This window comes from Chryseobacterium sp. NFX27 (assembly GCF_049887855.1).
In the GTDB taxonomy this organism is placed as follows: domain Bacteria; phylum Bacteroidota; class Bacteroidia; order Flavobacteriales; family Weeksellaceae; genus Chryseobacterium.
In genome coordinates this window covers 61435-84883 of record NZ_JAGEKK010000019.1, presented here as the reverse complement: position 1 = coordinate 84883, position 23449 = coordinate 61435, and the positions used below count along the sequence as shown (strand labels likewise).

Below are 23449 nucleotides of genomic sequence, written 5' to 3'. Positions count from 1 at the left end.
ATTATGAACAAAAATAAAACAGATAAAATTGTTATAAGCTTAACTAAATGGTTAGGGATTGCATTATTCGTAGGAATCATTATGTGGGGAGCTACCTATTTCTTAAAAGGATATCGTTACGAACAGACCAACGACGCTCAGGTAGATGCTTACCTGTCACCGATAAACGCAAAAGTAGGAGGATATATCAATAAAATATATTACAGGGACAATCAGCAGGTTAAAAAAGGAGACACACTTGTAGTCATTGAATTGGACGAATACGGGTTAAAAAAAGACGCTGCGTCAGCAGAACTCATGAGCTCACACGCCAAATTACCGATCCTGGCGGCGAATGAAGAAACCCAAATCAAAAGTATTCAAGTAATAAAGGCACAATGGGCAGGTACTAAAGCGAGATTGAATCAACAGCAAAAAGAATTTGAGCGTTATAAAAATCTATTGGCTGACGAATCTACTACACAACAAAAGTTCGACAATGTCAGTGCTTCTTTATCAATTGCACAATCAGATTATGACCAGGCAAAAGCTTCTTTACAGGTAGCCGAATCCAAACTAAATGATTTTAGGGCACAGCGTAATGCTATACAGGCAGAAATAAAGATTAAAGAAACACTGCTTAAAAGACAGGAACTAGACATTCGATATACCGTTATTACTGCACCGTTTGATGGACAAATTGGTAAAAAAAACATTCAGGAAGGTCAACTGATACAACCAGGACAAACATTGGCTTTTTTAGTGAATAAAGCTGAGGAAAAATGGGTGATGGCAAATTTTAAGGAGACACAGATTGGTAATTTCAAGATCGGACAAATGGTATCTATTGAGGTCGATGCTTTCCCGGATGAAAAATTCAATGGCACAATCGAATCACTTTCACCAACTACAGGTTCGCGATATTCATTGCTTCCACCAGATAATGCTACAGGTAATTTTGTCAAAATTACCCAGCGTATTCCTGTTCGGATTAAGCTTATCGACACAGCTGAAAAATTGGCAAAGCTCTCTGCCGGAATGAATGCAAATGTTTATGTTCTAAAAGATTAATGATGGAAGCACATAAAATACCAGTTTTCAAATCCTGGGTATCTGAATGGGCGGCAAGATCCGTCATATTTGCCATTCTGATGACCTGTCTATTTAGTTTTGCCTTTTACAGTAGTCCGGTTGCAGCAATGGGCTTTTACGGCATACAACCTACCGATGTGCAATATGGTATGGTCGTTATCTATGGCTCAACTGTAGCTTTCTTAGCACTGGATTTCCGTATAGTAAAATATTTTGCACCAAGAAAATATTTACTGATTGCCCTCGCCATCAATGCTATCTGCTCTGTTATCTGTTTTCATTTCAAAGATTGGACATTGTTTGTTATTGGCCAGTTTTTGCAAGGTATTACCTGTGCATTGATGTCAGGAATTGTGTTACAGCTTATTTTTCCACGATTACAATCTGTACGTGCCCGTGTGATTGCTTATAGCATTCTTTATGGTTGTATACAGATCGCCGTGCCCTTTTACTCCATCTGTACGAGTGTAGTGATTCATTTTTTTGATTTTAACTGGCTATTCTACGGGTTCAATATCATACTCATCATTCTGACATTGGTTGTGTTGTTGACGATGAACGGTAAAGCCAGATTTACCAAAAAGATACCCCTCTATCAGGTAGATTGGACAGGCTATTTATTTTATATATCATTTATCCTGATATTAGGATACATCCTTGTATATGGAAGGCAATTAGGATGGTTGGACAGTTCATTAATTTGTATACTTAGTTTAGGTAATCTAGTCATTCTTTCTCTTTTTATCATGAGAGAATTAAAACTTAAACGACCATTAATCAACTTACAGATCTTTAAGGCAAAGAATTTTGTTATTGGGCTTTTGCTTCTTTTTACCTTTTATATTTTCAAAGGAAGTACCGGACTTGCCTACGGCTATCTTGAAGTGATTTTAGGAAATGATCCACTGAGTACCATTCCGATATGGACTGCTGTAATTTTAGGAACTACAATGAGTATGTTTGTTACTTCCCGATTTGTCTTGATGGGATATAACCTGATAAGAATGATTATTACTGGTTTTTTGATTATGGCCATGTACTATGCCTACATGATCCAATTGGTTTCCATACAAGGAGAGACGATCGACTTTATTCTACCTATGTTTATTTATGGTGTGGCAACGGGTGTATTATTTGTTCCGATTGTTTCATTTACCGCTTCATCAGCACCTCCCAAAATTGCGATCAATGCCTCGCTTGTTGGCATATTTTCAAGGTTTACAGGGTTTACAGCAAGTCTGGCACTAAATAACGAACTTCAGTTATTTACAAAATCAGGAGTTCGGGAAAAGGTTCGGGAAGCACTCACTGAAACCAACCCCCAATTGCCTGTTACTGTACTGGATATCCAAAACCAATACATGAATGCAGGGAGCGATATGTATACATCAAAAACGGTATCCACAGGATATTTTGATCAAATGCTTAGTCATCAAGTATTGGCTCGTGCTACCAGAGATTATTATGATTTGCTGTTAACAGGTGTGATCTTCGTAATTGTTATTTTACTAGTCTTACCTCAAATTCAAAATGTTGTTTTGAGATTAAGGAAAGGTAATATCCCTTATTAAATTATTATTGTGACAGAAATATCAATGGTGAATCAATTGATTTGGGAAGAGGCTGCACACAACCGGGTACTCCTACCTTCAATTCGGGCCCTACTCCGTCAGGTAGAACTGCTGCTACTAATACTTTGCTTTCACCTGCCCAACAAATCATTACTATATTCTAATAATAATTATTTATCAAAATATAATCACCCTACACTTGTTTGTTGTAGGGTGATTTGTTAAGATTTTAAAACAATATACTGGTAAGCTTTGGACACAGCGATTTAGTAAGACCGAATTCTTACATTAAATCAGTTGCAATAAGAGTTTAGTTTCGGATGCTGTTAAATTCAAGACAAATAATCTGTTTTTAGTTGGAGGAATTCTTTCTAATTCTTTTACAAATATTTCGTAAAATTTCCATCCTAAACTAAAGACAGTTTGAGTTTATCACCAAATTTAATATAAAGCCGTGATGCAGCCAAGCCCCAGCTGTGCATTGGCATCGTCTTTAATTTAATTTTTAACATTTAACGTCATAGAAGTATAGTCATAAGATATATTATCAATCCTAAACATATCCTTTATTGTACTCAATTGTTCAAATTTCATTTTTTTGTAAAGCCTGATTGCCGGAATATTATCTGTCAAAACCTGCAAGTCAATCCAGCTAATTTTTTGATTATTTCTACAATAATCAATTATAAATTCTAACAATTTTTGACCAATTTTCAAATTTCGAAAATTACGATCAACCCCCATACCAAGTAAAACTCTATGTTCTGTATTTAATTGATTTAAAGAACGAATATCAATGTGCCCAACAATTTTGTTTTCTTCATTTATGGCAACCCAAATTTTTCTCCATCCCATTTCCTCATTTTTTTTATTCATTCCGTCTTCAAACTTTGCTTTCCATTCGTTGGAAAGTATAGATTGCTGTTTAGAAAGTGGCTGAAAAAGTGTAATTCCCTTATGTCCATTTTCAGAAAGATGAATTGTCAAGTATTGAATAAAATCGTCAAGTTTGTCTTTATTTAACTCTTTAATTGAAACCATTTACAAATTATTTTGATTTAGTCGATATCCATTGTGTTATTAGTACAGCTACAAAAGTAATCCAAGGAAGGGTAATTACCATCTTTTCAAAATATAAAACTAAAAAAAATATGCTTGTCAAAATCTGTAATAGGTCTGTTCCTTTTCAAAGTTCTTTAAAAGAAAGGCTAAAATATTCATGATGTTAAACTCCAATAACATTCTGTTTTCAGACATAAAGATGTTCCTCCTTTGCAGGTCTAATACCAAAAGGAAGAGCTTGGAAATAACTTTTAATTCTTATCCTCTGTTAAAAGCAGGCCGTTTAAACTAAGTTAACTTTTTGAAGAAAATTTACTGATTAAAATACCCACCAAAACCACTGTATAAAACTGCCCTGCAACGCCAATAAACGCTGTGACAAGCTTGGTAATGTGATGATTGGGTGTAATATCTCCAAAGCCGATACTCGTAAAAGTTATAGAGCAAAAATAAACCAGGTCTGTAAATATACTTGCAGGTGATGATGTATCTATACCTTTAAAAGACAAAGGATTATGATATTCGAATGTTTGTAGTAAGAAAACCGAAATTTCTATTAATAAAAAATAACCACATGCCGATGCGGAAATAATATCACTATTAATATACCCGGGCTTCAATAAAAACCGAAGCAACTCTAAAAACAGAAATACAAAAAAAATAACATAATTAATATTAAGAAAAGTAAAATACCAAGGTACATCTTTAAAAGCCGGAATACCGATGGGCAAAAGCAGTACGACAATAAAGTGAAGGTTCCTAAACCAATGCCTCCAACTGTGTTTGCCAGTAAATATAAAAATGCTTCCCAGTCCCAATATCAACATATTGGCCGGCCAAACAACCCTTGTATAAAACTCGAGGTCAGTAAGAAAAACACCTATGAACAAATGCTGAAGCAATGCGAACAGCAGTAATTCATATTTTTTACTTTGAAGAAAAGCTATTGTTTTATTCATTGAAGCAGAAATAGATTTTAGAAATTCAATTATTTAGCCTGCCCAATATCTAATCTGTTAAATTTACCTTCCGCATTAATGCTAAACTTAAAATAAGTCTTGAAATCGCCCCAGCTTTCTGTGTGGAAATTTCCGGTAATATCTTTGCCCTCATTTTCCACCTTTTCTATGCTGGTGAATCTTTCGTGCCCGCAGGCTTCTTTCACAAAGCTCTGGAAGTTTCGGAGATTGCCATCATCATAAAGCTTTGCATCTGCAGCAAAGTATGATAGAAAAGTTTTGCTATCGCCGTTTTGCCAGGCATCGAACGCGGCTTTTACAGTTGCGTTTGTAAGTTTATCTGTATCCATTTTTTGTGTTTCTTTAATTGTTGTTGCTGTTTCTGATTTTGGAGTTTTTGATTGTCCACAGGCCTTAAATGAAAGACTGACAGCAAGAACAGTAATCATCGGAAGTACTTTCATCATTGGAAATTTACTGTTCATAATGAGCCGTTTTTAAGTGGATGCTGTAAGTAAATGATGATCAGGTTCAGCAAAAGAAATGGCAATTCTATCACTACGCCTTTCAAATCTCTGTCATGCAAATGAAAACAGATAATCAATAAAATGCCGGCTGCCATCAAAAAATTGCCCCAAACAAAGGTTTTTGGAAAAAGAATTAACAATGCACTTAACATTGTTACCGCTCCGATGGCCATTAATCCTGTTTTATTAATGTTCCATTTACCAAACATTTCCAACATTTCGGGTTTTCCTGAAAACATTACATACCCTTGTTTTAAGCCCATAAAAACAGCCACAAGGATTAATGCGGAGTTAATAATTTTTAGTATCATATTGTTTTTTTTAGTCGTTCAAACTGATGGCTGCAGAATACAAATTGCCTTGTCCAAATATCGAGTGCCGTTCATCTAATTTAATTATTTTTGAATAACCCAGCTCAATAAATAATTCCTTAAGCTTTAAAAAATTAACCAGATAAGGAACCCATTGGTTGGAAGCCGTCGTATCATACTCTACTATTACAAATTTTTTATTTTCAGATAAATATTCATTTAACCTGTTAATTAATAACCGTTTATCTTTTGCATAATGTAATGAATTGGTCATAAGAATTCCATCAAGGTTTGAGAAATCAAAATCAAATATCTCAAAATCAGCTTTTATAAAATCAATGGAAACGTGGTCCCCTATTACTTTTGGGAAATTTTGCGCTTGAGCATCTATTGCATAAATATGACTTCCGTTTGGTAATAAATGAGCCAATGCATGGGTAAAAGTGCCATCACCACAACCTAAATCCGCCCAAATTTGAGGCTTATCAGAATATTGGATTGCTTTTTCAATTAAATTAACAGCTTCTTGTTGCTTCATATTTATCCAAAAACACTTAAATTTTTCGCAATGTCTTTTCCTTCATACGGCGGAAAAACATCCAGCTCCAAATCAGGATTTCCTATCAGCATCGCTTTTGTATTGCTCAATGCATCAAAGCCTGCTTTGCCATAATACTTGCCCATTCCGGCATAACCAACACCTCCAAAAGGTAAACTGTCTATCCAGCAATGCAGATTGGTCTGGTTGACGCAGCCACCACCAAAAGAAACTGAATTTAAGAAATAATCTATATTCTGCTGATTTTTACTAAAGAAATACGCGGCCAAAGACTTCGGCTTACGTTTAATAATTTCTACAATTTCTTTTAAATCCTTATATACCAAAATCGGGAAAACAGGTCCGAAAATTTCCTGTTGCATAGCAGGATCTTCCCAGGTGCTGGGATATAAAATGGTTGGCTCAACATATCTGGCTTTTACGTCATACCTGCCTCCTAAAATTACTTTTTCGGGGATAATATAAGAAGCTACCCTTTCGGTATCATGTTCGCTGATCATCCTTGCGAAATCAGGGCTTTGACTTGGGTCCTCGCCATACATTTTTACCACAGATGCTTTCAATTTATCTATAAACTCATCTGCAATACTTTCGTGTACATACACGTAACCCGGAGCAATGCACCATTGACCGGAAATTGCCATATGTCCCCAAACAATACGGTCAACAGCAATGTCGAGATTGGCAGTTTCATCAACCACCGTTGGGTTTTGGCCACCCAATTCCAATACGATGGGTGTAAGATTTTCAGCTGCGGCGCGCATGACCACTTTACCTACGGCAGAACTTCCTGTAAAGAAAATAAAATCGAAGGGCAGCTCCAACAGCGCAGTAATTTCCTCTCTTCCTCCTGTAACAATACTTACAGCTTCGGGTTCGAAATATTTTGGAATAAGCTTCTGAAAAAGTGCGGCAACTGTTGGCGTTGTATTGGCTGGTTTCAGAATAACGGGATTTCCTGCTGCCAAAGCTGCAATGGCAGGGTCTAGCAATAATAGAATCGGTGCATTAAACGGCCCGATGACCAAAGTTACACCGAAGGGTTCTTTATAAACAATACCTTTGTTACCGGTTTCCTCCAAGCCTTTTGGTATGGCAACTGTTTCCGGAGTCATTAATTGTTTCAGATTTTCTTTATAATATCTTATATTTCCTAAGGGAACTGTAATTTCGAACAATTGCTCAAAAGGTGGTTTATTAAAATCGGTTTTCAGAGCCTGGCAGAATGTTTCTTGATTTTCAGTAAGCATTTTTTCCAGTCGGTTGAGCTGGTCTATCCTCCACTCATAAGTTTTGGAAACATCAGTATAGAAAAACTCTTTTTGTGTGTCGAAAAGTGATTGGTATTTATTCATAATTTATGTTTTTGTTTTTTATCTGGATATTAAATTATTGAACTTGATTTTTTAAACCTCGAAATTTCCAAAGGGAAACGTAAAAACCAGCCAGCCTAAAACTTTGTCTCCCGCTGCTTTATCTCTTTGATGCATCAACATCACTTGTGGAATAAGTCATTTAAGGAGTTTTATATCGTCGCACAACATAACGCGGTTGCATGTAAATTTTCATTTGTATTTTTCAAATAAAAACAGAACGAAAAGAAAACGAAAAACAGGATGTTCCACTTTTCGTTTCTCTTAATAAAAAGATTTACTCTGATAAAGCTTCAATAACTAATTGAGAGGCCAAAAAGCTACTGTGCTGTTGTTGTGCGGTAATCAATCTTCCATCTCTGATGGCGAAGGGTTCCAGCGGACCAGCTACTTCAAAGTTGGTGTTTGGATTTTTGCGGGCTTCTGTTTCGATGGTGTAATCGTTCACCGTCATTCCAAACATTTCATTAATCATATTTTCCTCGCTGTCAGCAAATCCGGTCCAGGTTTTCCCATCTGCTAAAAGAGCCCCGTCGCTTAATTTCGTCCATAATAACAACGATGTTCCATGGCAGATTAAGCAAGTGATTTTCCCTGCTTCATAGAAATCTGCGATCAGTTTATGCAGTTCTAAATCATCTTTAAAATTAATTAATGGAGCGCCGCCACCAGATACACAAACTGCATCATAACCGGCAACGTTGATATTGGAAATAGGCAGCGTGTTTTCCATCCATTTTCCAAATGTTGCGTGATGCACAAAACCTATACTTATCAAATCGTTCGGGTAAGCTCCTTTGGGGTTTTCCGGGTTGCTATGTCCATCAAAAACTACTTTTCCCCCTCTCGGAGACGCAACATCTACATCATACCCTGCATTGATGAAATCAAAGAATGGTCTTGTCATTTCCTCGGCAAAAAATCCAACTTCCATTCCGTGAAGCTGTGCCGCATTGGAAACCAAACATAATACTTTTTTCTTGGGAAAGGTATGTTTCGGTTGTTTTCGGATTACATTATTTTGTTCGTTCATTGTAAGAAGATTATATATTAAAAATTTAAAATTAGCTGTTAGATAAATGACGGCTGGCCATCAATTGATTAGCTGGTTGTATAACCGTTAGCAAAATTTTCACTTTCAGCTTTGGAACTTTCGCTGTTATAATGTATTGCTAATTTTGCTCCTTTTGCTGTAAAGTCTTTGCTTGGTAATCCACCTAAGTTTTTATTGCAATATCATCTGTTGACATAATTTATTTAAATAGTTTCATACAAAAATCAACAATGAAAATCATATATACAGGGTGAACTTTTCGGATGTTGTTAGAAATTCCGAATTCCATTGCTTTTTTAAGGAAAATAACATACTTGAATATACCAGAATTATTGGGGTTGGTAAGACATTAAAAATCAAATATGCTTAATGCAAAGCATTGCAAGATGTTTTTAAAAATAAGCGGTTAGTTTAAGACCTACACTGATGTATTTTATTTTCTCATGACTAGAGTCATTATTTAAATTATCTTCCATATCCTGGTCGTTTTGGATAATGTCATTAAAAGAGTAGCTGATACGGGACTGGGACTGGCTATAGTCTCCATATAAGGTCACACCCAATTCTGGATTAAACTTATAAGTTAGTGCTGCACCAGTATTCCATTTAAAATTACTAGAAGGCTTATATTCTGCGACCTGAAATTCATCGGTTGGCAGATCAAAGATTTCACTTTTCACAAAAATCTTTCCGCTTGCTCCTGAAGAATAGCCAGCTGTAACTTTTAGTACTAGATTAAGATTGTCAGAAATTTCATGGGAAAAATAAGGACCTACGCCAAAGTTCAGGAACCCAAGAGACTGTGTGGTGATGTCAAAGCTTCCAATGTCATCATCTAATGGAAATTTTGTAGGATTAACCGGGAAACTACTGAAACTGAAATCTCCTCCAACTCCCCATTTCTTAGAAAAAAAATACGCTCCTTCAATACCCGCTTCAAAACCGACTTCCTTCCTGTCAGTAAGTTCAGATTCTTTTAAAAAGTTTGTTGTAGACAGAGCTGACCCTACTTTCAGAGAAACAAAGGATGGATTTTCATTTCCTTCAATATCCGCTAACATTCCTAAGTTATCCCCTTTATTTTTATAAATCTTATCAATAAAAAAGTATCCTAGCTCTGTTGAGAGTATCCCTATTCCAGCCCCTGCCAATACATCAGAGATCCAGTGTCTGTTGTTCAGATTGCGCCCTAAACCGGTGATGGCAGCTGCCCCATATCCCCCAATGCTATACCCAGGATTAACAACTCCATATTCTTTGTGCAGAAAACTGGCATTGGTAAATGCCATTGAAGTATGTCCGGAAGGAAAAGAGTTTTTACTCGAACCGTCCGGACGCTCTACTTTTGCAGTATATTTTAAAGAATTAACAATAACAGCCATGATCCCGATACTTGCGGCATAGGATAAGGTAGCTCTTCCAATATTATTTCGTCCTTTTACTCCAGCTAACTTAAGTCCGTAAACCGTTGCGGCCGGAGCGTACTGGAGATAATTGTCATATCCTACCTTAAACGAGGGAATGTATCTGTTCCTGATCTCACGTATATTTTTTCTCTCTCCCCAAGTTGCCGCTGAAGCCGTGAAAAATAATGCTGGTGCAGTAGACATTTTAACCCATTCTCTTTGGAAAAAAGGTTTATCCGTTTGCGAATTTTGTTGTTCAAAAGCTGGTGAAACTGTCTGAACCTTTAGAGAGTCTTGAGCATACTGAAGTGAAAACGGCAAGATGCTTAGTGATAAACACAATAGTTTTTTTTTCATAGTATTTTTAATTAGTTTAATATTTTTGATTCTAAGTTAAGAGACCCCGCACAAAAAATAAGAATTTTAATAGATCGGTTCTACTTCATCACTCTTGTAAGGTTTATTAAAAAGTATTGAATTCAATCTTAATAGAAATTTCAGCAGGTGCTCAAAATTACTATTGCACTCTTCATCAAATGTTTGGAGTATGTCATCTCTTAATGGCCGTTGAACTGTACAATCGTTGCAATTTTATAAACAAAGCAGTAATTACACAACAATTAGTTGTGATGATTTCCGAATAAACTACCGTATAGACAAGCAAATACCACATAAAGCACTCATTGATAACATTTTAAGATTTTAAGAAAATCTTTCTTACGGATCATTTTTTTAAGTAAAAAAAACGTTCTTGTATATGTATTTAAATTTCTACAGCCATTACAATCCTATTTTATTGTGACAAATTACGCATATAAATGAGTTTTGCAATTCTTGCTTAATTTGGATTACTGTTACTTTCACATCAAAGCCAAGACATAATTGGAATGATGAAAACCAATGAAAAATTCCTATATTACGAATATAAAACCTATTATCCCTGACATTTTTGTCACATTTAAAAGCATATTATAATCATGAAAGAACAAAATCCTTTTGAAATATTTCAAAGAGAATCTCCTGAAGTATTTAACGGCTTCAATGGCCTTGTGGAATCGCTGATGCACACAACAGCTCTTGATCCGAAAACCAAACAATTAATTTACCTAGGTATGAAGGCTGCTCAAGGTGACCAAACAGCCATAATGTTCCATGTCCCGATGGCAAAAAAGCTTGGCGCCTCCAGAGAAGAGATAAAAGAAACAATATTACTCACTTTAACAGTATGTGGTCTAAAAGGCATAAATACATGTTTAGCACAAGCTCTGGAAATCTATGACAATGAATAACGACGATTTGAGCCTCCTTCCAAATATTGAAAAAGTATTAAAGGACAGGCTGATTGAAATAGGAATTAAAACGGCCGCAGATTTAAGAAAAGCTGGTAGTGAAAATGCATTTTTAGCTCTCCGGGAAATTGATCCCGGTGCCTGCATTAATGAACTGATGGCATTGGAAGGTGCTGTACAGAATATCAGGTGGCACCATTTGGACGAGACTAAAAAACAGGAATTAAGGGAGTTTCTTAGGCTTGTATCCCCAGGTAAGAAATAATAGGATTTTTCTTCCTCTTTATTGCATTTAATCAGCCTGATAATGCCCATGTCCAAGATATTCTATTCATTGAAACTTGGAGTGGATAAATTGTGAATGTTTAACAAAGGTCAAGTTAAAAAGAAGCTGACCTGAGAAATCCTCGTCAGCTTCTTTTTCAGTATTAGTCTAAAATCAACGGAGATAAAATACTTCTTCAGGTACCCAAATTGATAGAATTGAGATACACAGCGTTTTGCCTTAATCGGAACTTTTTTCTTTTTAGCAATTACAACTAATATCTGGATAATTACAATTTCTCTGCATTTTCAAGGTACCTGGATCATTACAAGTTTAATGATATTTGCAGGTTTAACTTTACTTTATTGGATAAGAACAGAATAGCAGAATTAAACGCTGAATATGATTTATCTAAAAAAAGGTATGCACCGAAAGTATCAAAACTTTGGGGTCAATGCTGGTGATATATATATAAGCACTCTCCTAGTTTTGTGTTTTTTGTGGCCAAAGACAGATATACTATCTAAAACCATCAATGTGACTGCTCTAATCATTTTAGCGGGTACAGTCCTTTATTCCAATTTTGTCTTCTGGAAAAAGCCAAAGCAATGTAAGCAGATTGATCCCGGATCCTTAGAATAGATAAATGATGATGCGGTTTATTGATAAATCCTCCGCCATTTGGTCATAGTATTTCTGCTCAATCCAAAGTGTTTGGCTACCTGAAGATTATTTATTCTATTATTTTTTTGGTAATCAAGGATACGCAGAATATCTGATTCATTGTAGGAACGAAGTTTTTGATTCATTTTTTTTAGATCCTGGTCTTTAGTGCCAAATATTCTTTTATTCAGTTCCAGGATATCTAAGGCGGAAAGCATTTTTTTTTCTAATAATTTTTCGCATTCTGCCTTCTTATGAGGAAATTTTTGTTCAATGATGTCTGAATAGATTCGTTTATAATTAGGCTGATTCTGTTTTTTCATTTCTGATTTCTGTTTTGATGTTGTTATTTATTATGTTTTGCTACCCATTTGCACAAAGTAGTATAGGGAATCCCGTATTCATCCGTAATTTGACGCTTGGTCTTTTCTTCTTTCTCTAGGATTTCCAAAATAAAGTCTATCATTTCCCGGGTATAGATGTTTTTCCTGAAACGGGGGAGTTTTGAAACATCGGATTCCCGTATTGAAGCAGAAGGCGGGGCATAGAGGATCAGATGTTGGGAATATAGTCTGAAGAAATCATATTCAAGCAGTTTGCTCCATCTCAATAAAATATTAGTGGATAGATCTTCCTGCATGTACATTTCGTTGATTTCAATTTCTGTACATTTCATAAAGTTGCAGATCCGAGGTAAGTCAATGTTGTTTTCCTTAACCCGTAAGTGTATGAATTTTCCAATATGAATATTTTTAAAATTTGAATTCATAAGCAGTATTTCTTTTAAAAGAGAGAAGGATATTGTCATGCTATAAATCAATAGCAGGAATGACAGCTTTCATAAATGCCTTACAATTAAAATATTGTTTATCGTGTTATCATTCTCTCATTGCATTTTGTAATCAGTTGAATTTAAAATTGATAGCCTTAGCTCTGTTCCGTACTACTTCCCGGAGCTAAGGAGCTATCAATTATGAAACTTACTTCTTGTTAGTCAGGGCAAGTCTGTGTAGAGATACAGTGCCAAGCCATGGATGTATCACCTTCCTTAAGAGTATAAATTTTCATGCATTTATTTGTGATGTCGTACACCATCATACCTTCTACCGGAACTGTAATGACAGGAGTTACCCCATCAGCAGCAACAGGTTGATTGGATGCATTGAACTTAACCCTGTTCGGAACAAAACCTTTTGTTTTTGCTTCCAGAGCCAGCCAGCCACCTTTTCTTACCATTGGCCAGTTATCTGTGTTTTCAGCTCCTGCTCTTCCAAGAGAAGTAATTCCCACTTTGGTATCTAATGCTGTTCCCGCTGTAATACCCGGTTTGTAACAATATCCCGGTAGTACCGGTGCTCCACAAAGGTCTATCTCTGGGGTGTCAGCAAAATTATATTCATTCTCGATAGTATTTGTGCTTGTACCATCGCCCATACTTCCGTTAATCCTATGCCCGGCATAGCCATATTTATTGCTGTTGTCCTTAACGATCATAGTGGTATGCCCGCCGGTTTCTACAGCAGTCACTTTGTCTGTCCAGTTAAGTTTTCCGATGTTGTATGGATCAGTGGCAGGAATACTGCCCGGCATTTCGGTTGGATTCATAGGATTAACTGTTCCTCCAAGCGTAGAAGAGTCATTGGTCCCCCAAGCCCATAGTCTGCCGTTTGCTGTCAGTACATTGATGGAACCAAAACCATAATAGTCGTGCTCATTTGGACTTATCCAGACCACATTGGTCAGGTAATCTCCGGCCGATGCCGATTGCTGTGCCTGTACCCAGACGTTACTGTTGGCCGTACTGAAATTACCGAGTTGTCTACTGTTGTTTGCACCGGTACTATAGACACTGCCATTGGTACCCAATATATAATAGGTAGTATTAGTGCTACCGGTTGCTCCTATCATTTTTGGGGCTACGCTCGTTGGTAAAGTCATTGGTGTTGCGAATGTTCTAGCTGCTTGTGCACTGCCATTCCCCAACCATGTGATGTTTCCCCAGGTATATACCTCGCCAGTGGCAGTTAATGCCATTAACGTCTGAGAACCAGCTCCCCGTATAGTTACTACATTGTCGAGTGTAGTCGTTGCGTCAATATGTACCCGATGCCATAGCTGTTGGTTTGCAGTGGAGCCCGGTGTACCATCAGCGTATAGATTTGCACTTTGAGCCAATACCCAGGCTTCGCCGGAACAGGTGGTCAGTGCCAATGCTTTGTAAGTACCAAATAACATTTTCACATCTGCAGGAGCCACCCCGTCAGGTAAACCGTCCACCTTTGGTGCACCGCCATTTACTCCGTAAGTTCCTATACCTATCTTTTGAAAGATGGCACTGCTTGTAAGACCTGACGAAATCAAAGTTCCTTCTAGCCCCCAAGCGAACAGACCGTCTGTGGTTAAAACGACACTTTGAGCTGTAGCTTGACTATTGGTTCCGCTGGTAAACTTGAGGATATCTCCGATAAGTGCCGGATAATTGGTGCTGTTGACCTCAGTAGGAGTCAATACGCTAGTTGAACCATTATTTGCCATTCTTTCACCCCATACCATCAGTGCTCCGGTAGATGCGTCGCGCATCATGGTACTGTGGAAGGTGCTTACCATATTGTCATACTCTATGGTGTTGGGGTCTGAGGTGTTTAAAAAAGTATTTGGGTTACAGTCGCCGGTAAAGCAATAATTGGCTAAAAATCCTGCGAAGGTAAAATACTGTCCGTTCCCGAATGTAACATTTGCTGTGTTATAAACTATTCCATTTACAGTTACTTCTGTAGCCATTGGCGTAAAGGTATCGGTTCCGTCAAAAGCAGCATCCGGTGACTGTACCAGATACAGGTTCTTTATTCCTTTTGGCCAGGCAACCGTTACAGTTCCTACAGTGTTTGTATTCTGTACTTTCCAGATCGATTCAAAACGGTGATTAACCTCGCCATTTGAACCTGCTGTGTAAACCAATGGTGTTTTAAGCTTTTGCTCCAGGCCGTTATCTCCTGTCATCAGGTATTGCAGGTCAGTAGCTAAGCCTGTGTTGTTGGCTGCATTACTATCAGCAAATCCTGTGGTGGAAATCACAAGCTTTTGCAGATCATTTACACTTCCTGTCTGCTTTTGGTTCAATGCGGTAAACTCGTCTTTTGCAATACCGAAAATATTATTATTATAACCTGCATTATTGGTTCTGTCCCAAACTACAGTGCTGTTTGTAGAAAGGTAATTTTCATTTAATGTAGTACCGTTCTTTACAGCAAGGTAGGAATTAACTCTCGATTGCTCGTCAGGGGTAAGTGCTCTTTTGTACCACACGATTTCCATAATGTCACCAGGAAAAGCACCTGAAGACTCCCAGCCGGCATGACCAATTCTTAAGTGTTTTCCAAGAACATTAAAGGTATTTGTTGTACTACCCAAATTAAAGGCTTCGTAGATTCCGTCTAACCCAAGTCTTCTTTCTCCTCTTCCAGAATTCAGTGCCTGATCCTGAATTGCAGAAAATACTGAACTTTTATTTGTCGTAAACGCATTAGCAGCACTCATCGTGTTACTGTTTGCCTGCGCTCCTCCATTTCCAAAATATTTGTATATATGAGGCATTCCTGCATTAATAGAAATACCCGGTTCAGATCCGTTCGTATCATCATCAATTCCTGTAATACGACCTGTTCCATTCGCAGATGTTGGTCTTACTGCTGAGAAAACAGATACCGAACTTCTCATGGATGGGTCCAAATAATTATTAGTCGTATTAAGTTCACTATTTGTGTTATAAAAGAATTTTGAAGCAGAATATCCCGTTGTATAAGGATGGAAGCTGTGTGCTCTGTCTGCAGGAGACAGCGTTATTCCTCCTACATTGGGAATATTGTCTGCATTGGCAGACTGGTCTTTCCATGCTGTGGCAATAGTTCCCGCATCATCCGATTTCACCCAGAAATCAGGACCCAGAACTCCTCCCGGAGCCTGTGCAAAACCTGCAAATGTGAAGAATTGTCCGTTTGTTAATGATACATTTGCTATGTTGTACACCAGACCATTTACAGTCACTTCTGTTGCCATCGGGGTAAAGGCATCGGTTCCGTCAAAAACAGCATCCGGTGACTGTACCAGATACAGGTTCTTTACTCCTTTTGGCCAGGCAACCGTTACAGTTCCTACAGTGTTTGTATTCTGTACTTTCCAGATCGATTCAAAACGGTAGTTAGCTGCTCCGTTAGAACCAGCAGTATAACTCAATGGCGTTGTAAGGCTTTGTTCTAAACCATTATCTCCTGTCATCAGGAATTGTAAATCGCTGGCTAAACCTGTCGTGTTTGCACTGTTGCTGTCTGCAAATCCTGTGGTGGAAATTACAAGCTTCTGTCCGATATTTGTACTTCCAGACTGTTTCTGGTGCAACGCTGTAATATTATCTCTCGCAATACCGAAGATATTATTATTATAACCTGTATTATCAGTCCTGTCCCAAACTACAGTGTTGGTTGTAGAAAGATAATTTTCATTTAATGTCGTACCGTTCTTTACAGCAAGGTAGGAATTAACTCTCGATTGCTCGTTAACTGTAAGTGCTCTTTTGAACCACAAGATTTCCATAATATCACCAGGAAAAGCACCTGAAGACTCCCAGCCGGCATGACCAATTCTTAAGTGCTTTCCAAGAACATTAAAGGTATTTGTTGTACTATCCAAATTAAAGGCTTCGTAGATTCCGTCTAACCCAAGTCTTCTTTCTCCTCTTCCAGAATTCAGTGCCTGATCCTGAATTGCAGAAAATACTGAACTTTTATTTGTCGTAAACGCATTAGCAGCACTCATCGTGTTACTGTTTGCCTGCGCTCCTCCATTTCCAAAATATTTGTATATATGAGGCATTCCTGAATTAATAGAAATACCCGGTTCAGATCCATTCGTATCGTCGTCAATTCCTGTAATACGGCCTGTTCCATTTGTAGATGTTGGTCGTACTGCCGAGAAAACAGATACCGAACTTCTCATGGATGGGTCCAAATAATTATTAGTCGTATTGAGTTCACTATTTGTATTATAAAAGAATTTTGAGGCAGAATAGCCCGTCGTATAAGGATGGAAGTTGTGTGCCCTGTCTGCAGGAGACAGCGTTATTCCTCCTACATTGGGGATATTGTCTGCATTCGCAGACTGGTCTTTCCATGCTGTGGCAATAGTCCCCACATCATCCGATTTTACCCAGAAATCCGCTCCGGAAACTCCTCCGGCAGTTGCATTTATAACATTTACCGTTAAGTCGCTCGTGCTGGTGCAGGTACCCGTAGTCACTGTCCACCTGAAAGTATAGGTACCCTGAGAATTAAATCCTGTAACATTGGTGTTGTAGGCCGATGGTGTTACAATCACCGGATCAGTTGCCCCAACAGGTTTTGTTAACAGCGTCCACACACCTGTAGCAGCAGCTCCCGGATTATTTGCATTAAAAGAGGTTTGCGTTGCTCCTATCAAAGTCTGAGCAGATCCTGCATTGGCACCCACCTGTGCGGATACGAATACCGAGAATGTACTTTCCAAAGAAGCGCCTGAGCAGGCATATTCTTTGTTTAAGAAGGCTCCTACACTTGTGCTATAGGCAACTGCTTGTATTTTAAATACATACTCACCCTGCGTATTAAGGTTGGAAATTGTTGTTGTTGCATTGGTAAATAATGTATTGCTAAAAGGCTCAAATACAGGAGTAGCAGCTCCTGAGGGACTTGAAACCAATGTTATTCTGTAGCGACCATCAAAATCCTGAAAATAGCTGCTGTTCACAATACCTTTGTACACGTCAGGAAGCGGAATGGTAGCTGTAACGACACCTGATCCAGGGTAACATACGGTAGTATTTGGCACTGTCACGTTAGGGCGGTTGCCATCCGAAATATGGATATAATAAGACTGTGCAGCCGAGCAACCCCCATTACTTCTGATTACGGTGAACTTGTATGTTCCTACCCTCCATCCTCCGGAAGGCGGCGTTATGGCTGCACTTCGGGTAGCAGTTCCTGCACCTCCGTTTATTATGGAAGCAGCTCCTCCAGGTGGCAAGGTGCCGGATGTAGATACACTTGTTGTTACTGTTGCAGGATTATCTGCAGGATTGATCGTATAGTAAAATGTAATAGGAGTGAGTTGTCCTGCCAAACCGCAATGAACTTCACCTCCTGAACTGCCACCATCATAAATCATCATTTGCTCAGGTCTGGCCGGTACAAGAAAATTTACAGAATTTGGCTGTGTGCCTGTGAAAGCATAAGTTATTTCCGGAGTGGTGTAATTGCCTGAGCTATTGCTAACGGTAAGAGTGAATTTATAAACACCTGTAGCATTTATACCGGTTAAGTATACACTGGAATCATGAATATTGTTATATGCTATATTTCCTCCCGCAGGTTGGCTGACAACATTAAGAGCAACCGCTGTACCAAAATTCCCTGATGCTCCCGGAGTACTGAGATATCCCTGGGAGAAAAGCGGAGAGCCAAGAGGAATAGAATGACTTCCTGTACTGCTAACGCAAGTAGCTGTCGATAGCGCAGGAGTGATTTGTGGATTAGGAACAAAACGGACAATGGCAGTATCCTCATACCAACAATTCGGATTGTTGATAGAAGTAATTCTTAAGGTTACTACATAGGCCGGATCAATATCATGATTTGCCTTATTGATAAGACTGAACGTTGTTGTTGCTGATGTTGTAGAGCTAAACTGTGAGTTTTGGTTGGTTTTTAGACTGCTACGTTCCCATCTGTAGATATTGTAAGCACTCCATGATGCCGTATATCCGTTAGGAACAACGCCATTAAGAGTTACCGTACCTGTCGTAGCATTTACATTGGTAATATCCGGTCCTGCAGTGAAGGTAGACACAGCTCCCGGTGCCGTAATCGTTACCTGTGAGGTTGCCGTTCCTGTAGTACAGTTCTGTGAAATCTGGAATACATAATTCCCAGGATAGGTCATTCCTGTGACATTGGTATTGTAACCTGAAGGGGTTACGATAGTTGGGTCTGGTGCGCCGGCAGGCTTGGATACAAGGGTCCACAATGGATTTCCAAGTGTGTTTCCCCCGGGACTTCCCGATAGATTGGCAGATGTGCCACAAATGACGGTGTTGGCTCCTGCATTGATATTGCAGTTTTGTGCCAAAATCATCATATTGCTCATAATGAGGAATATGAAGAAAAAGACGATTTGTTTTTTCATGATTTAAGAGTTTTTAGCCGGATTTCCGACAAGTGTGTTTTATAATGTGATATTTTATAAATATGACTATGGCTTTTGCGACTGGAGCATTACAGGAAACCGATAAGAATTGCCCGTTTCCAATACAGCCTTTGAAGACTTGCTATTAATATTACTCGCTTACAACCAGCCATGTTTATAAAAACCGGGATTAATAAAAGTGTATTTTTTTCATATTTTTATTTATTTAAGGTTTCCAGAAGGTCCAGACTGTGCCATTGTACACAGCAAGTTGTCGTTTAACGGTGTCATAAGCCATCAATCCAGGGGCGGGATCGATGATGTTGAGGTGCGGACTGGCCACTTGGGGTAATATCATCGCCTTGTCGGTATCCGATAAAATTAATATCCCCGGCGTGCTGTCTGTGGCAGCCGCTGATCCGATCACTGATTTTGCGGTGGGGGATTCAATTTTGTTAGTCTGGATCAAAATGTTGGCTGTTCCGGTGTCGTCGACGCTTAAATCAGTCCACGTACCGGAATCCTTCAGGTATTTTACTTTGTAGTCGGTAGTATCATAAATGATGGTACCGTTGTCTGTAATGCCTGTTTTCGTTTCTACATAGGGAAGTACAAATCCCCTATTTTCTGTATCTGCAAATTCCAGGGATACCGAAGCATTGGTTACTGTTGGTTTTCCTATGGCAATCTGAGACTTTACAGTACCTGTTACAGCAAGTAAAATTGCTATGGGCAGAAGTTGTTTTTTCATAATTTTTAATAGGTTTGTATAAATGGAATGTTTTCTTTCATTGGATTGTTCAAGACTTATCAGAATTGTGGACCGTTTATTGTTGCCGTGCTGGCTACTCTGTTCAGGTAGAGTGCCTTGTTGGCAGAAGCCAGTTCCAAAGAAGTACTGGTATACGGGCTGACTGTATTGATACCAACCTGCTCAAAAGCATTCACACTAATAAGGGACATTGATAATAAAATTGTATTTTTTGCCATTTTAAAGAGGTTTTAAGCTGTATAACAGGATAAAGCTGATGTGTTTTTATCAAGGATTTTGTTTGAGACTTAGATTAGGATATTGTTCCGTTATCTTCATCACGATTGGATGCCTTTATTTGAGCCAGGAAATGATCGTATCTGTTCGCGTCGGATGAGCCGGGCAAATAGAATAAATCATGCGGAAATTTTCGTTGAATAAAAGCTATCTGATGATTGTAATTAAGTGATAGCCATACATAGAGATGGCGGAGGGCGATTAAAGTTTTTAAAGAACCTTAAACTTGAAAGCTCATGGTTTTTATATACTTTTTTTAGAAAAATATTCAATAGATAGCTTGGTATAGGTATTTTCTTTCCACCCTCAAGCAGAAGAAACTTTATCGTATGTTGATTAGGTATGACAATTTGCTTTTCACTGTTGGAAACAGCCAACAAGGATTTTCCGGATTGATTTTGATTATTTATGCTGAAAATCAATACGGTTTTATGGCTGCTTTTAACAGGTTGAGAAAGGTTTTCTTCTGTCTTCTGTTTTCTTTTGGCGGGTATGACTGAATTTTTTCTTTTGAACTTCTTCTGTACTTTCTCTTTTGCCGGAGGCGTAACATATATTTTTTCCACTCCGGAAATCACGGTGCCTTCTGATATGAACAGGACAGCTGATGGAGTAGCTATATCTGGTGAAAGAGCATCATGCCTGCAAACAGCCTGCATTATCTGAAAGTTGGCTAACAACAATATCAACAATAAAAATCTTCCCTCTCCAATAGAATGCAGAGAGAAGAGTTTGTTCATCATGTTATTTTCAGAATCGGTTATCATTTTGGTGCAATATTATGACTACCAGAATGCCTGTACAAACTTAATACGGGAATAATTCGGAAAGTTTCATCTGCTGTTTAATCTATTTTACAAATTTTACATACTGAAAATCATGTAGTTAAGTTTTATTAAGGTATTTGTTTAGGATTTAAAAAAATTCCCAAATAGGTATTTGTGTCTTTTGGATATATATTTCATTAAATTTATGCTATGATAATCATGAATAGCATAAAATAATTAATCTCATGAGGATTAATGAAGAAAATCTGTTTATTTTTTATCTTTTTACATAGCATTGCACAAAATGTAAACAGATAGATTCTGAATCCATGAGATACGATTATTGAGAAACTAAAATACATCAAAGAGAATCCATAGATTTAAAACACCGGAAGATACTGTTGTCTAAATGAAGAACTGCATTGGAGATAAAGATTGAAGAAGGAATTCTATTGCAATGCTGTAATGTCTTTGACGGTTAGAACCATGAAAAATACTAACTCATTTTAAAAATATAATCTAATGATTAAAAAATCATCTTTGTTTGTTTGGGGAGAAAACAATCTGCTTTCTCAAAGATTGTGTACTACTTTTATCTCTTTGTTGCTTTTTCTTTCTTTCTCCATGGCAAATGCGGAAACAATTTTATGTCCTGAAAATAAGAATATAGATCAATTAATAGATCAGGCAACTTCTCTTAACAACAGCAAAAAAAGTAAAGAAGCTCTCAGATTGTTTCAAAAAGCTAATGATCTCGCCAAAGCTATTGGTTGTGAAAAAGGAGAATTGAGTGCAACAAAAAATATAATGTTGATTTATTCCGAAGCATATGACTATAAAAAGGCTTTGGAAATATCAAACAGAGCAAGAGATTTGGCAGTTAGTCAGAAAGATTATAAAATATTATCTACTTTATGCAATAAAAGAGCAATATTATATGAAAACCTGGGTCTATATGATGAGAGCCTAAAGGAATATGAAGCAGCTCTGAAATACGCAAAACTGATTGCTGGAACAGATCAGAGGTATTACCAGACTTCTTTGGTTTATTATAATATGGCTCCGTATTATCAGGGACGGTCAGATAAAAAGGTTTTGTATTATCTGGAAAAGAGCAAAGAAGAAGTCTTGAAAGTAAGTGATCATAGTAAAGACATTCCTTTAGATAAAAAGATTGATATGTTGGTATCAGTAAATATGAATCTTGGAATTCACTTCAGGGATTCCAAAAATAAAGGAAGAAATGTCAAGCTATCTGAATTCTATTTTATGGAAGCCTTAAAACAGCTTGATCTAATTAAAGAAAAAGTAGATCCGAATACAAAAATAGATTTATATCAGTCACTTCAGGAGTTGTATCAGATGAAGAAAGATTACAGGAAAGCAATAGAATATGGAGAGAATATGCTGGCTTTGGAGAAGTCCAACAGTATGCCTTATAACCGGAGAGTAGGCTATATGGTATTGGCAAAATCTTATCTTGGAATTGGTGATCATTCAACCTCTCAAAAATATCTTGATCTTTTTTCAAAATTAAATGACAGTATTAACTCCATGGAAAAGCAGGCCGTGGAAGCTCCCGTCAAAAAGATGATTTCAGAAACTAAAATCAATGGCGAGAAAAAGATACAGAGAATTGCGGTTATTTCTTTTATTATTCTTATCCTTATTACCGGAGGAATGTTGATTTACCGAAGAAGAAGCCATAAGATCATTCATAAAAAATATGAAGATCTGATTGCTAAAATACACCATGAAAACGAGGCTAATACAATAGAACCAAACTCGGAAAAGAATAGCAAAAGCAATGGAATAAAATCCTCGGTCACAATTACAGATGAAACGATAAAGGCATTACTTCTTAAGCTTGAAAAGTTTGAATCTTCAAAGAAATATCTTCGGAAGGATTTGAGTCTTACCTGGATGGCCAATAACCTTGCTACCAATCCGAAATATCTTTCAGAAGTCATAAAAACCTATAAGAACCATAACTTTACAAGTTACATTAATGAACTTCGAATCAATTATATCATTAAGAAGCTTTATGAAACCCCCATCTACAGGGAATATAAAATAACCTATCTGGCAGAGGAGTGCGGGTATGTTACCCCAAAGGTTTTTGTCAATGCTTTTAAACAGCAAACAGGTTTTACCCCTTCTTATTTTGTGGAACAGTTGAAAGTTGCTGTATAATATTAACATATATAAAATATGTGCAAATTTAGGGAAATTTGCACATATTCGTTTGTAGGCAGGAATTCCAGCTATTGGGCATTAGTATTCCTGTTGTGGTGGTTTGCTCAACATTTGTT

Annotated in this window: 19 protein-coding genes and 1 pseudogene; 5 read left to right on the top strand and 15 right to left on the bottom strand. The window is 37.5% G+C overall.

Going from position 1 to position 23449, the window contains the following annotated elements:
- Positions 1-3: 3 nt before the first annotated feature.
- Both J4Q03_RS17925 and J4Q03_RS17920 read left to right on the top strand, forming a co-directional pair.
- Positions 4-1050, top strand: coding sequence for an HlyD family secretion protein (locus J4Q03_RS17925; RefSeq protein WP_426049492.1), 1047 nt, complete (start codon positions 4-6; stop codon positions 1048-1050).
- The gene (locus tag J4Q03_RS17920; protein WP_426049491.1) at positions 1050-2642 is read left to right on the top strand and encodes an MFS transporter; all 1593 of its coding nucleotides are present in this window, start codon (positions 1050-1052) and stop codon (positions 2640-2642) included. Before J4Q03_RS17925 ends, J4Q03_RS17920 begins: the two co-directional genes overlap by 1 nt.
- 498 nt (positions 2643-3140) lie before the next feature.
- On the opposite strand, the gene J4Q03_RS17915 is transcribed toward J4Q03_RS17920, so the two are convergent.
- The 9 genes and pseudogenes from J4Q03_RS17915 to J4Q03_RS17875 all read right to left on the bottom strand — a co-directional run bounded on the left by J4Q03_RS17915 (position 3141) and on the right by J4Q03_RS17875 (position 10250).
- Positions 3141-3683 carry a GNAT family N-acetyltransferase gene (locus J4Q03_RS17915; protein ID WP_426049490.1) on the bottom strand — a complete coding sequence of 181 codons (543 nt, stop codon included), beginning with the start codon at positions 3681-3683 and terminating at the stop codon, positions 3141-3143.
- Between the two features lie 314 nt (positions 3684-3997).
- Positions 3998-4663, bottom strand: coding sequence for an ion channel (locus tag J4Q03_RS17910; RefSeq protein ID WP_426049489.1), 666 nt, complete (start codon positions 4661-4663; stop codon positions 3998-4000).
- 29 nt (positions 4664-4692) lie between these two features.
- Positions 4693-5148 (bottom strand): hypothetical protein, encoded by a 456-nt coding sequence (locus J4Q03_RS17905; protein ID WP_426049488.1) that lies wholly within the window; start codon positions 5146-5148, stop codon positions 4693-4695.
- Positions 5145-5501, bottom strand: coding sequence for a DoxX family protein (locus J4Q03_RS17900; RefSeq protein ID WP_426049487.1), 357 nt, complete (start codon positions 5499-5501; stop codon positions 5145-5147). Before J4Q03_RS17900 ends, J4Q03_RS17905 begins: the two co-directional genes overlap by 4 nt.
- Positions 5502-5511: 10 nt before the next feature.
- Complete coding sequence (locus J4Q03_RS17895; protein ID WP_426049486.1) at positions 5512-6039, bottom strand: class I SAM-dependent methyltransferase; 528 nt, start codon at positions 6037-6039, stop codon at positions 5512-5514.
- 2 nt (positions 6040-6041) lie between these two features.
- Complete coding sequence (locus J4Q03_RS17890; protein WP_426049485.1) at positions 6042-7415, bottom strand: aldehyde dehydrogenase family protein; 1374 nt, start codon at positions 7413-7415, stop codon at positions 6042-6044.
- 295 nt (positions 7416-7710) lie between these two features.
- Positions 7711-8466: a type 1 glutamine amidotransferase domain-containing protein gene (locus J4Q03_RS17885; RefSeq protein WP_426049484.1), complete on the bottom strand. Its 756-nt coding sequence runs from the start codon at positions 8464-8466 to the stop codon at positions 7711-7713.
- Positions 8467-8564: 98 nt separating this feature from the next.
- A pseudogene (locus tag J4Q03_RS17880) lies at positions 8565-8660 on the bottom strand (SDR family oxidoreductase); the annotation flags it as partial.
- Between the two features lie 219 nt (positions 8661-8879).
- Positions 8880-10250 (bottom strand): phosphatase PAP2 family protein, encoded by a 1371-nt coding sequence (locus tag J4Q03_RS17875; RefSeq protein ID WP_426049483.1) that lies wholly within the window; start codon positions 10248-10250, stop codon positions 8880-8882.
- A 620-nt stretch (positions 10251-10870) separates the two neighbouring features.
- Here J4Q03_RS17875 and J4Q03_RS17870 point away from each other — a divergent pair.
- Complete coding sequence (locus J4Q03_RS17870) at positions 10871-11182, top strand: carboxymuconolactone decarboxylase family protein (RefSeq protein ID WP_426049482.1); 312 nt, start codon at positions 10871-10873, stop codon at positions 11180-11182.
- Positions 11175-11447 carry a TfoX/Sxy family protein gene (locus J4Q03_RS17865; protein WP_426049481.1) on the top strand — a complete coding sequence of 91 codons (273 nt, stop codon included), beginning with the start codon at positions 11175-11177 and terminating at the stop codon, positions 11445-11447. The genes J4Q03_RS17870 and J4Q03_RS17865 overlap by 8 nt, the downstream gene beginning before the upstream one ends.
- 659 nt (positions 11448-12106) lie before the next feature.
- On the opposite strand, the gene J4Q03_RS17860 is transcribed toward J4Q03_RS17865, so the two are convergent.
- From J4Q03_RS17860 to J4Q03_RS17835, 6 genes are all read right to left on the bottom strand, one after another.
- Positions 12107-12433: a helix-turn-helix domain-containing protein gene (locus J4Q03_RS17860; protein ID WP_426049480.1), complete on the bottom strand. Its 327-nt coding sequence runs from the start codon at positions 12431-12433 to the stop codon at positions 12107-12109.
- A gap of 23 nt (positions 12434-12456) precedes the next feature.
- On the bottom strand, positions 12457-12786 hold the full coding sequence (locus tag J4Q03_RS17855) for a hypothetical protein (protein ID WP_426049479.1): 330 nt from the start codon (positions 12784-12786) through the stop codon (positions 12457-12459).
- 314 nt (positions 12787-13100) lie between these two features.
- Positions 13101-19322 (bottom strand): hypothetical protein, encoded by a 6222-nt coding sequence (locus J4Q03_RS17850; protein WP_426049478.1) that lies wholly within the window; start codon positions 19320-19322, stop codon positions 13101-13103.
- A gap of 226 nt (positions 19323-19548) precedes the next feature.
- A complete protein-coding gene (locus J4Q03_RS17845; RefSeq protein ID WP_426049477.1) occupies positions 19549-20073 on the bottom strand; it encodes a hypothetical protein in 525 nt (174 codons plus the stop codon).
- Positions 20074-20132: 59 nt separating this feature from the next.
- Positions 20133-20312, bottom strand: a complete 180-nt coding sequence (locus J4Q03_RS17840; RefSeq protein ID WP_426049476.1) for a hypothetical protein — start codon at positions 20310-20312, stop codon at positions 20133-20135.
- A 222-nt stretch (positions 20313-20534) separates the two neighbouring features.
- Entirely contained in the window at positions 20535-21113 is a 579-nt protein-coding gene (locus J4Q03_RS17835; protein ID WP_426049475.1) for a hypothetical protein, read from the bottom strand.
- Positions 21114-21659: 546 nt separating this feature from the next.
- On the opposite strand from J4Q03_RS17835, the gene J4Q03_RS17830 reads away from it, so the two are divergent.
- Complete coding sequence (locus tag J4Q03_RS17830) at positions 21660-23330, top strand: helix-turn-helix domain-containing protein (protein ID WP_426049474.1); 1671 nt, start codon at positions 21660-21662, stop codon at positions 23328-23330.
- Positions 23331-23449: the final 119 nt, after the last annotated feature.

Excerpts from the sequence above, each read along its gene's own strand:
- J4Q03_RS17865 (WP_426049481.1), top strand. The coding sequence starts at position 11,175 with ATGAATAACGACGATTTGAGCCTCCTTCCAAATATTGAAAAAGTATTA.
- J4Q03_RS17920 (WP_426049491.1), top strand. The coding sequence starts at position 1,050 with ATGATGGAAGCACATAAAATACCAGTTTTCAAATCCTGGGTATCTGAA.
- J4Q03_RS17860 (WP_426049480.1), bottom strand. The coding sequence starts at position 12,433 with ATGAAAAAACAGAATCAGCCTAATTATAAACGAATCTATTCAGACATC.
- J4Q03_RS17845 (WP_426049477.1), bottom strand. The coding sequence starts at position 20,073 with ATGAAAAAACAACTTCTGCCCATAGCAATTTTACTTGCTGTAACAGGT.
- J4Q03_RS17910 (WP_426049489.1), bottom strand. The coding sequence starts at position 4,663 with ATGAATAAAACAATAGCTTTTCTTCAAAGTAAAAAATATGAATTACTG.
- J4Q03_RS17840 (WP_426049476.1), bottom strand. The coding sequence starts at position 20,312 with ATGGCAAAAAATACAATTTTATTATCAATGTCCCTTATTAGTGTGAAT.
- J4Q03_RS17830 (WP_426049474.1), top strand. The coding sequence starts at position 21,660 with ATGATTAAAAAATCATCTTTGTTTGTTTGGGGAGAAAACAATCTGCTT.
- J4Q03_RS17890 (WP_426049485.1), bottom strand. The coding sequence starts at position 7,415 with ATGAATAAATACCAATCACTTTTCGACACACAAAAAGAGTTTTTCTAT.
- J4Q03_RS17895 (WP_426049486.1), bottom strand. The coding sequence starts at position 6,039 with ATGAAGCAACAAGAAGCTGTTAATTTAATTGAAAAAGCAATCCAATAT.
- J4Q03_RS17850 (WP_426049478.1), bottom strand. The coding sequence starts at position 19,322 with ATGAAAAAACAAATCGTCTTTTTCTTCATATTCCTCATTATGAGCAAT.
- J4Q03_RS17875 (WP_426049483.1), bottom strand. The coding sequence starts at position 10,250 with ATGAAAAAAAAACTATTGTGTTTATCACTAAGCATCTTGCCGTTTTCA.
- J4Q03_RS17885 (WP_426049484.1), bottom strand. The coding sequence starts at position 8,466 with ATGAACGAACAAAATAATGTAATCCGAAAACAACCGAAACATACCTTT.
- J4Q03_RS17900 (WP_426049487.1), bottom strand. The coding sequence starts at position 5,501 with ATGATACTAAAAATTATTAACTCCGCATTAATCCTTGTGGCTGTTTTT.
- J4Q03_RS17870 (WP_426049482.1), top strand. The coding sequence starts at position 10,871 with ATGAAAGAACAAAATCCTTTTGAAATATTTCAAAGAGAATCTCCTGAA.
- J4Q03_RS17855 (WP_426049479.1), bottom strand. The coding sequence starts at position 12,786 with ATGAAATGTACAGAAATTGAAATCAACGAAATGTACATGCAGGAAGAT.
- J4Q03_RS17905 (WP_426049488.1), bottom strand. The coding sequence starts at position 5,148 with ATGAACAGTAAATTTCCAATGATGAAAGTACTTCCGATGATTACTGTT.
- J4Q03_RS17835 (WP_426049475.1), bottom strand. The coding sequence starts at position 21,113 with ATGATGAACAAACTCTTCTCTCTGCATTCTATTGGAGAGGGAAGATTT.
- J4Q03_RS17925 (WP_426049492.1), top strand. The coding sequence starts at position 4 with ATGAACAAAAATAAAACAGATAAAATTGTTATAAGCTTAACTAAATGG.
- J4Q03_RS17915 (WP_426049490.1), bottom strand. The coding sequence starts at position 3,683 with ATGGTTTCAATTAAAGAGTTAAATAAAGACAAACTTGACGATTTTATT.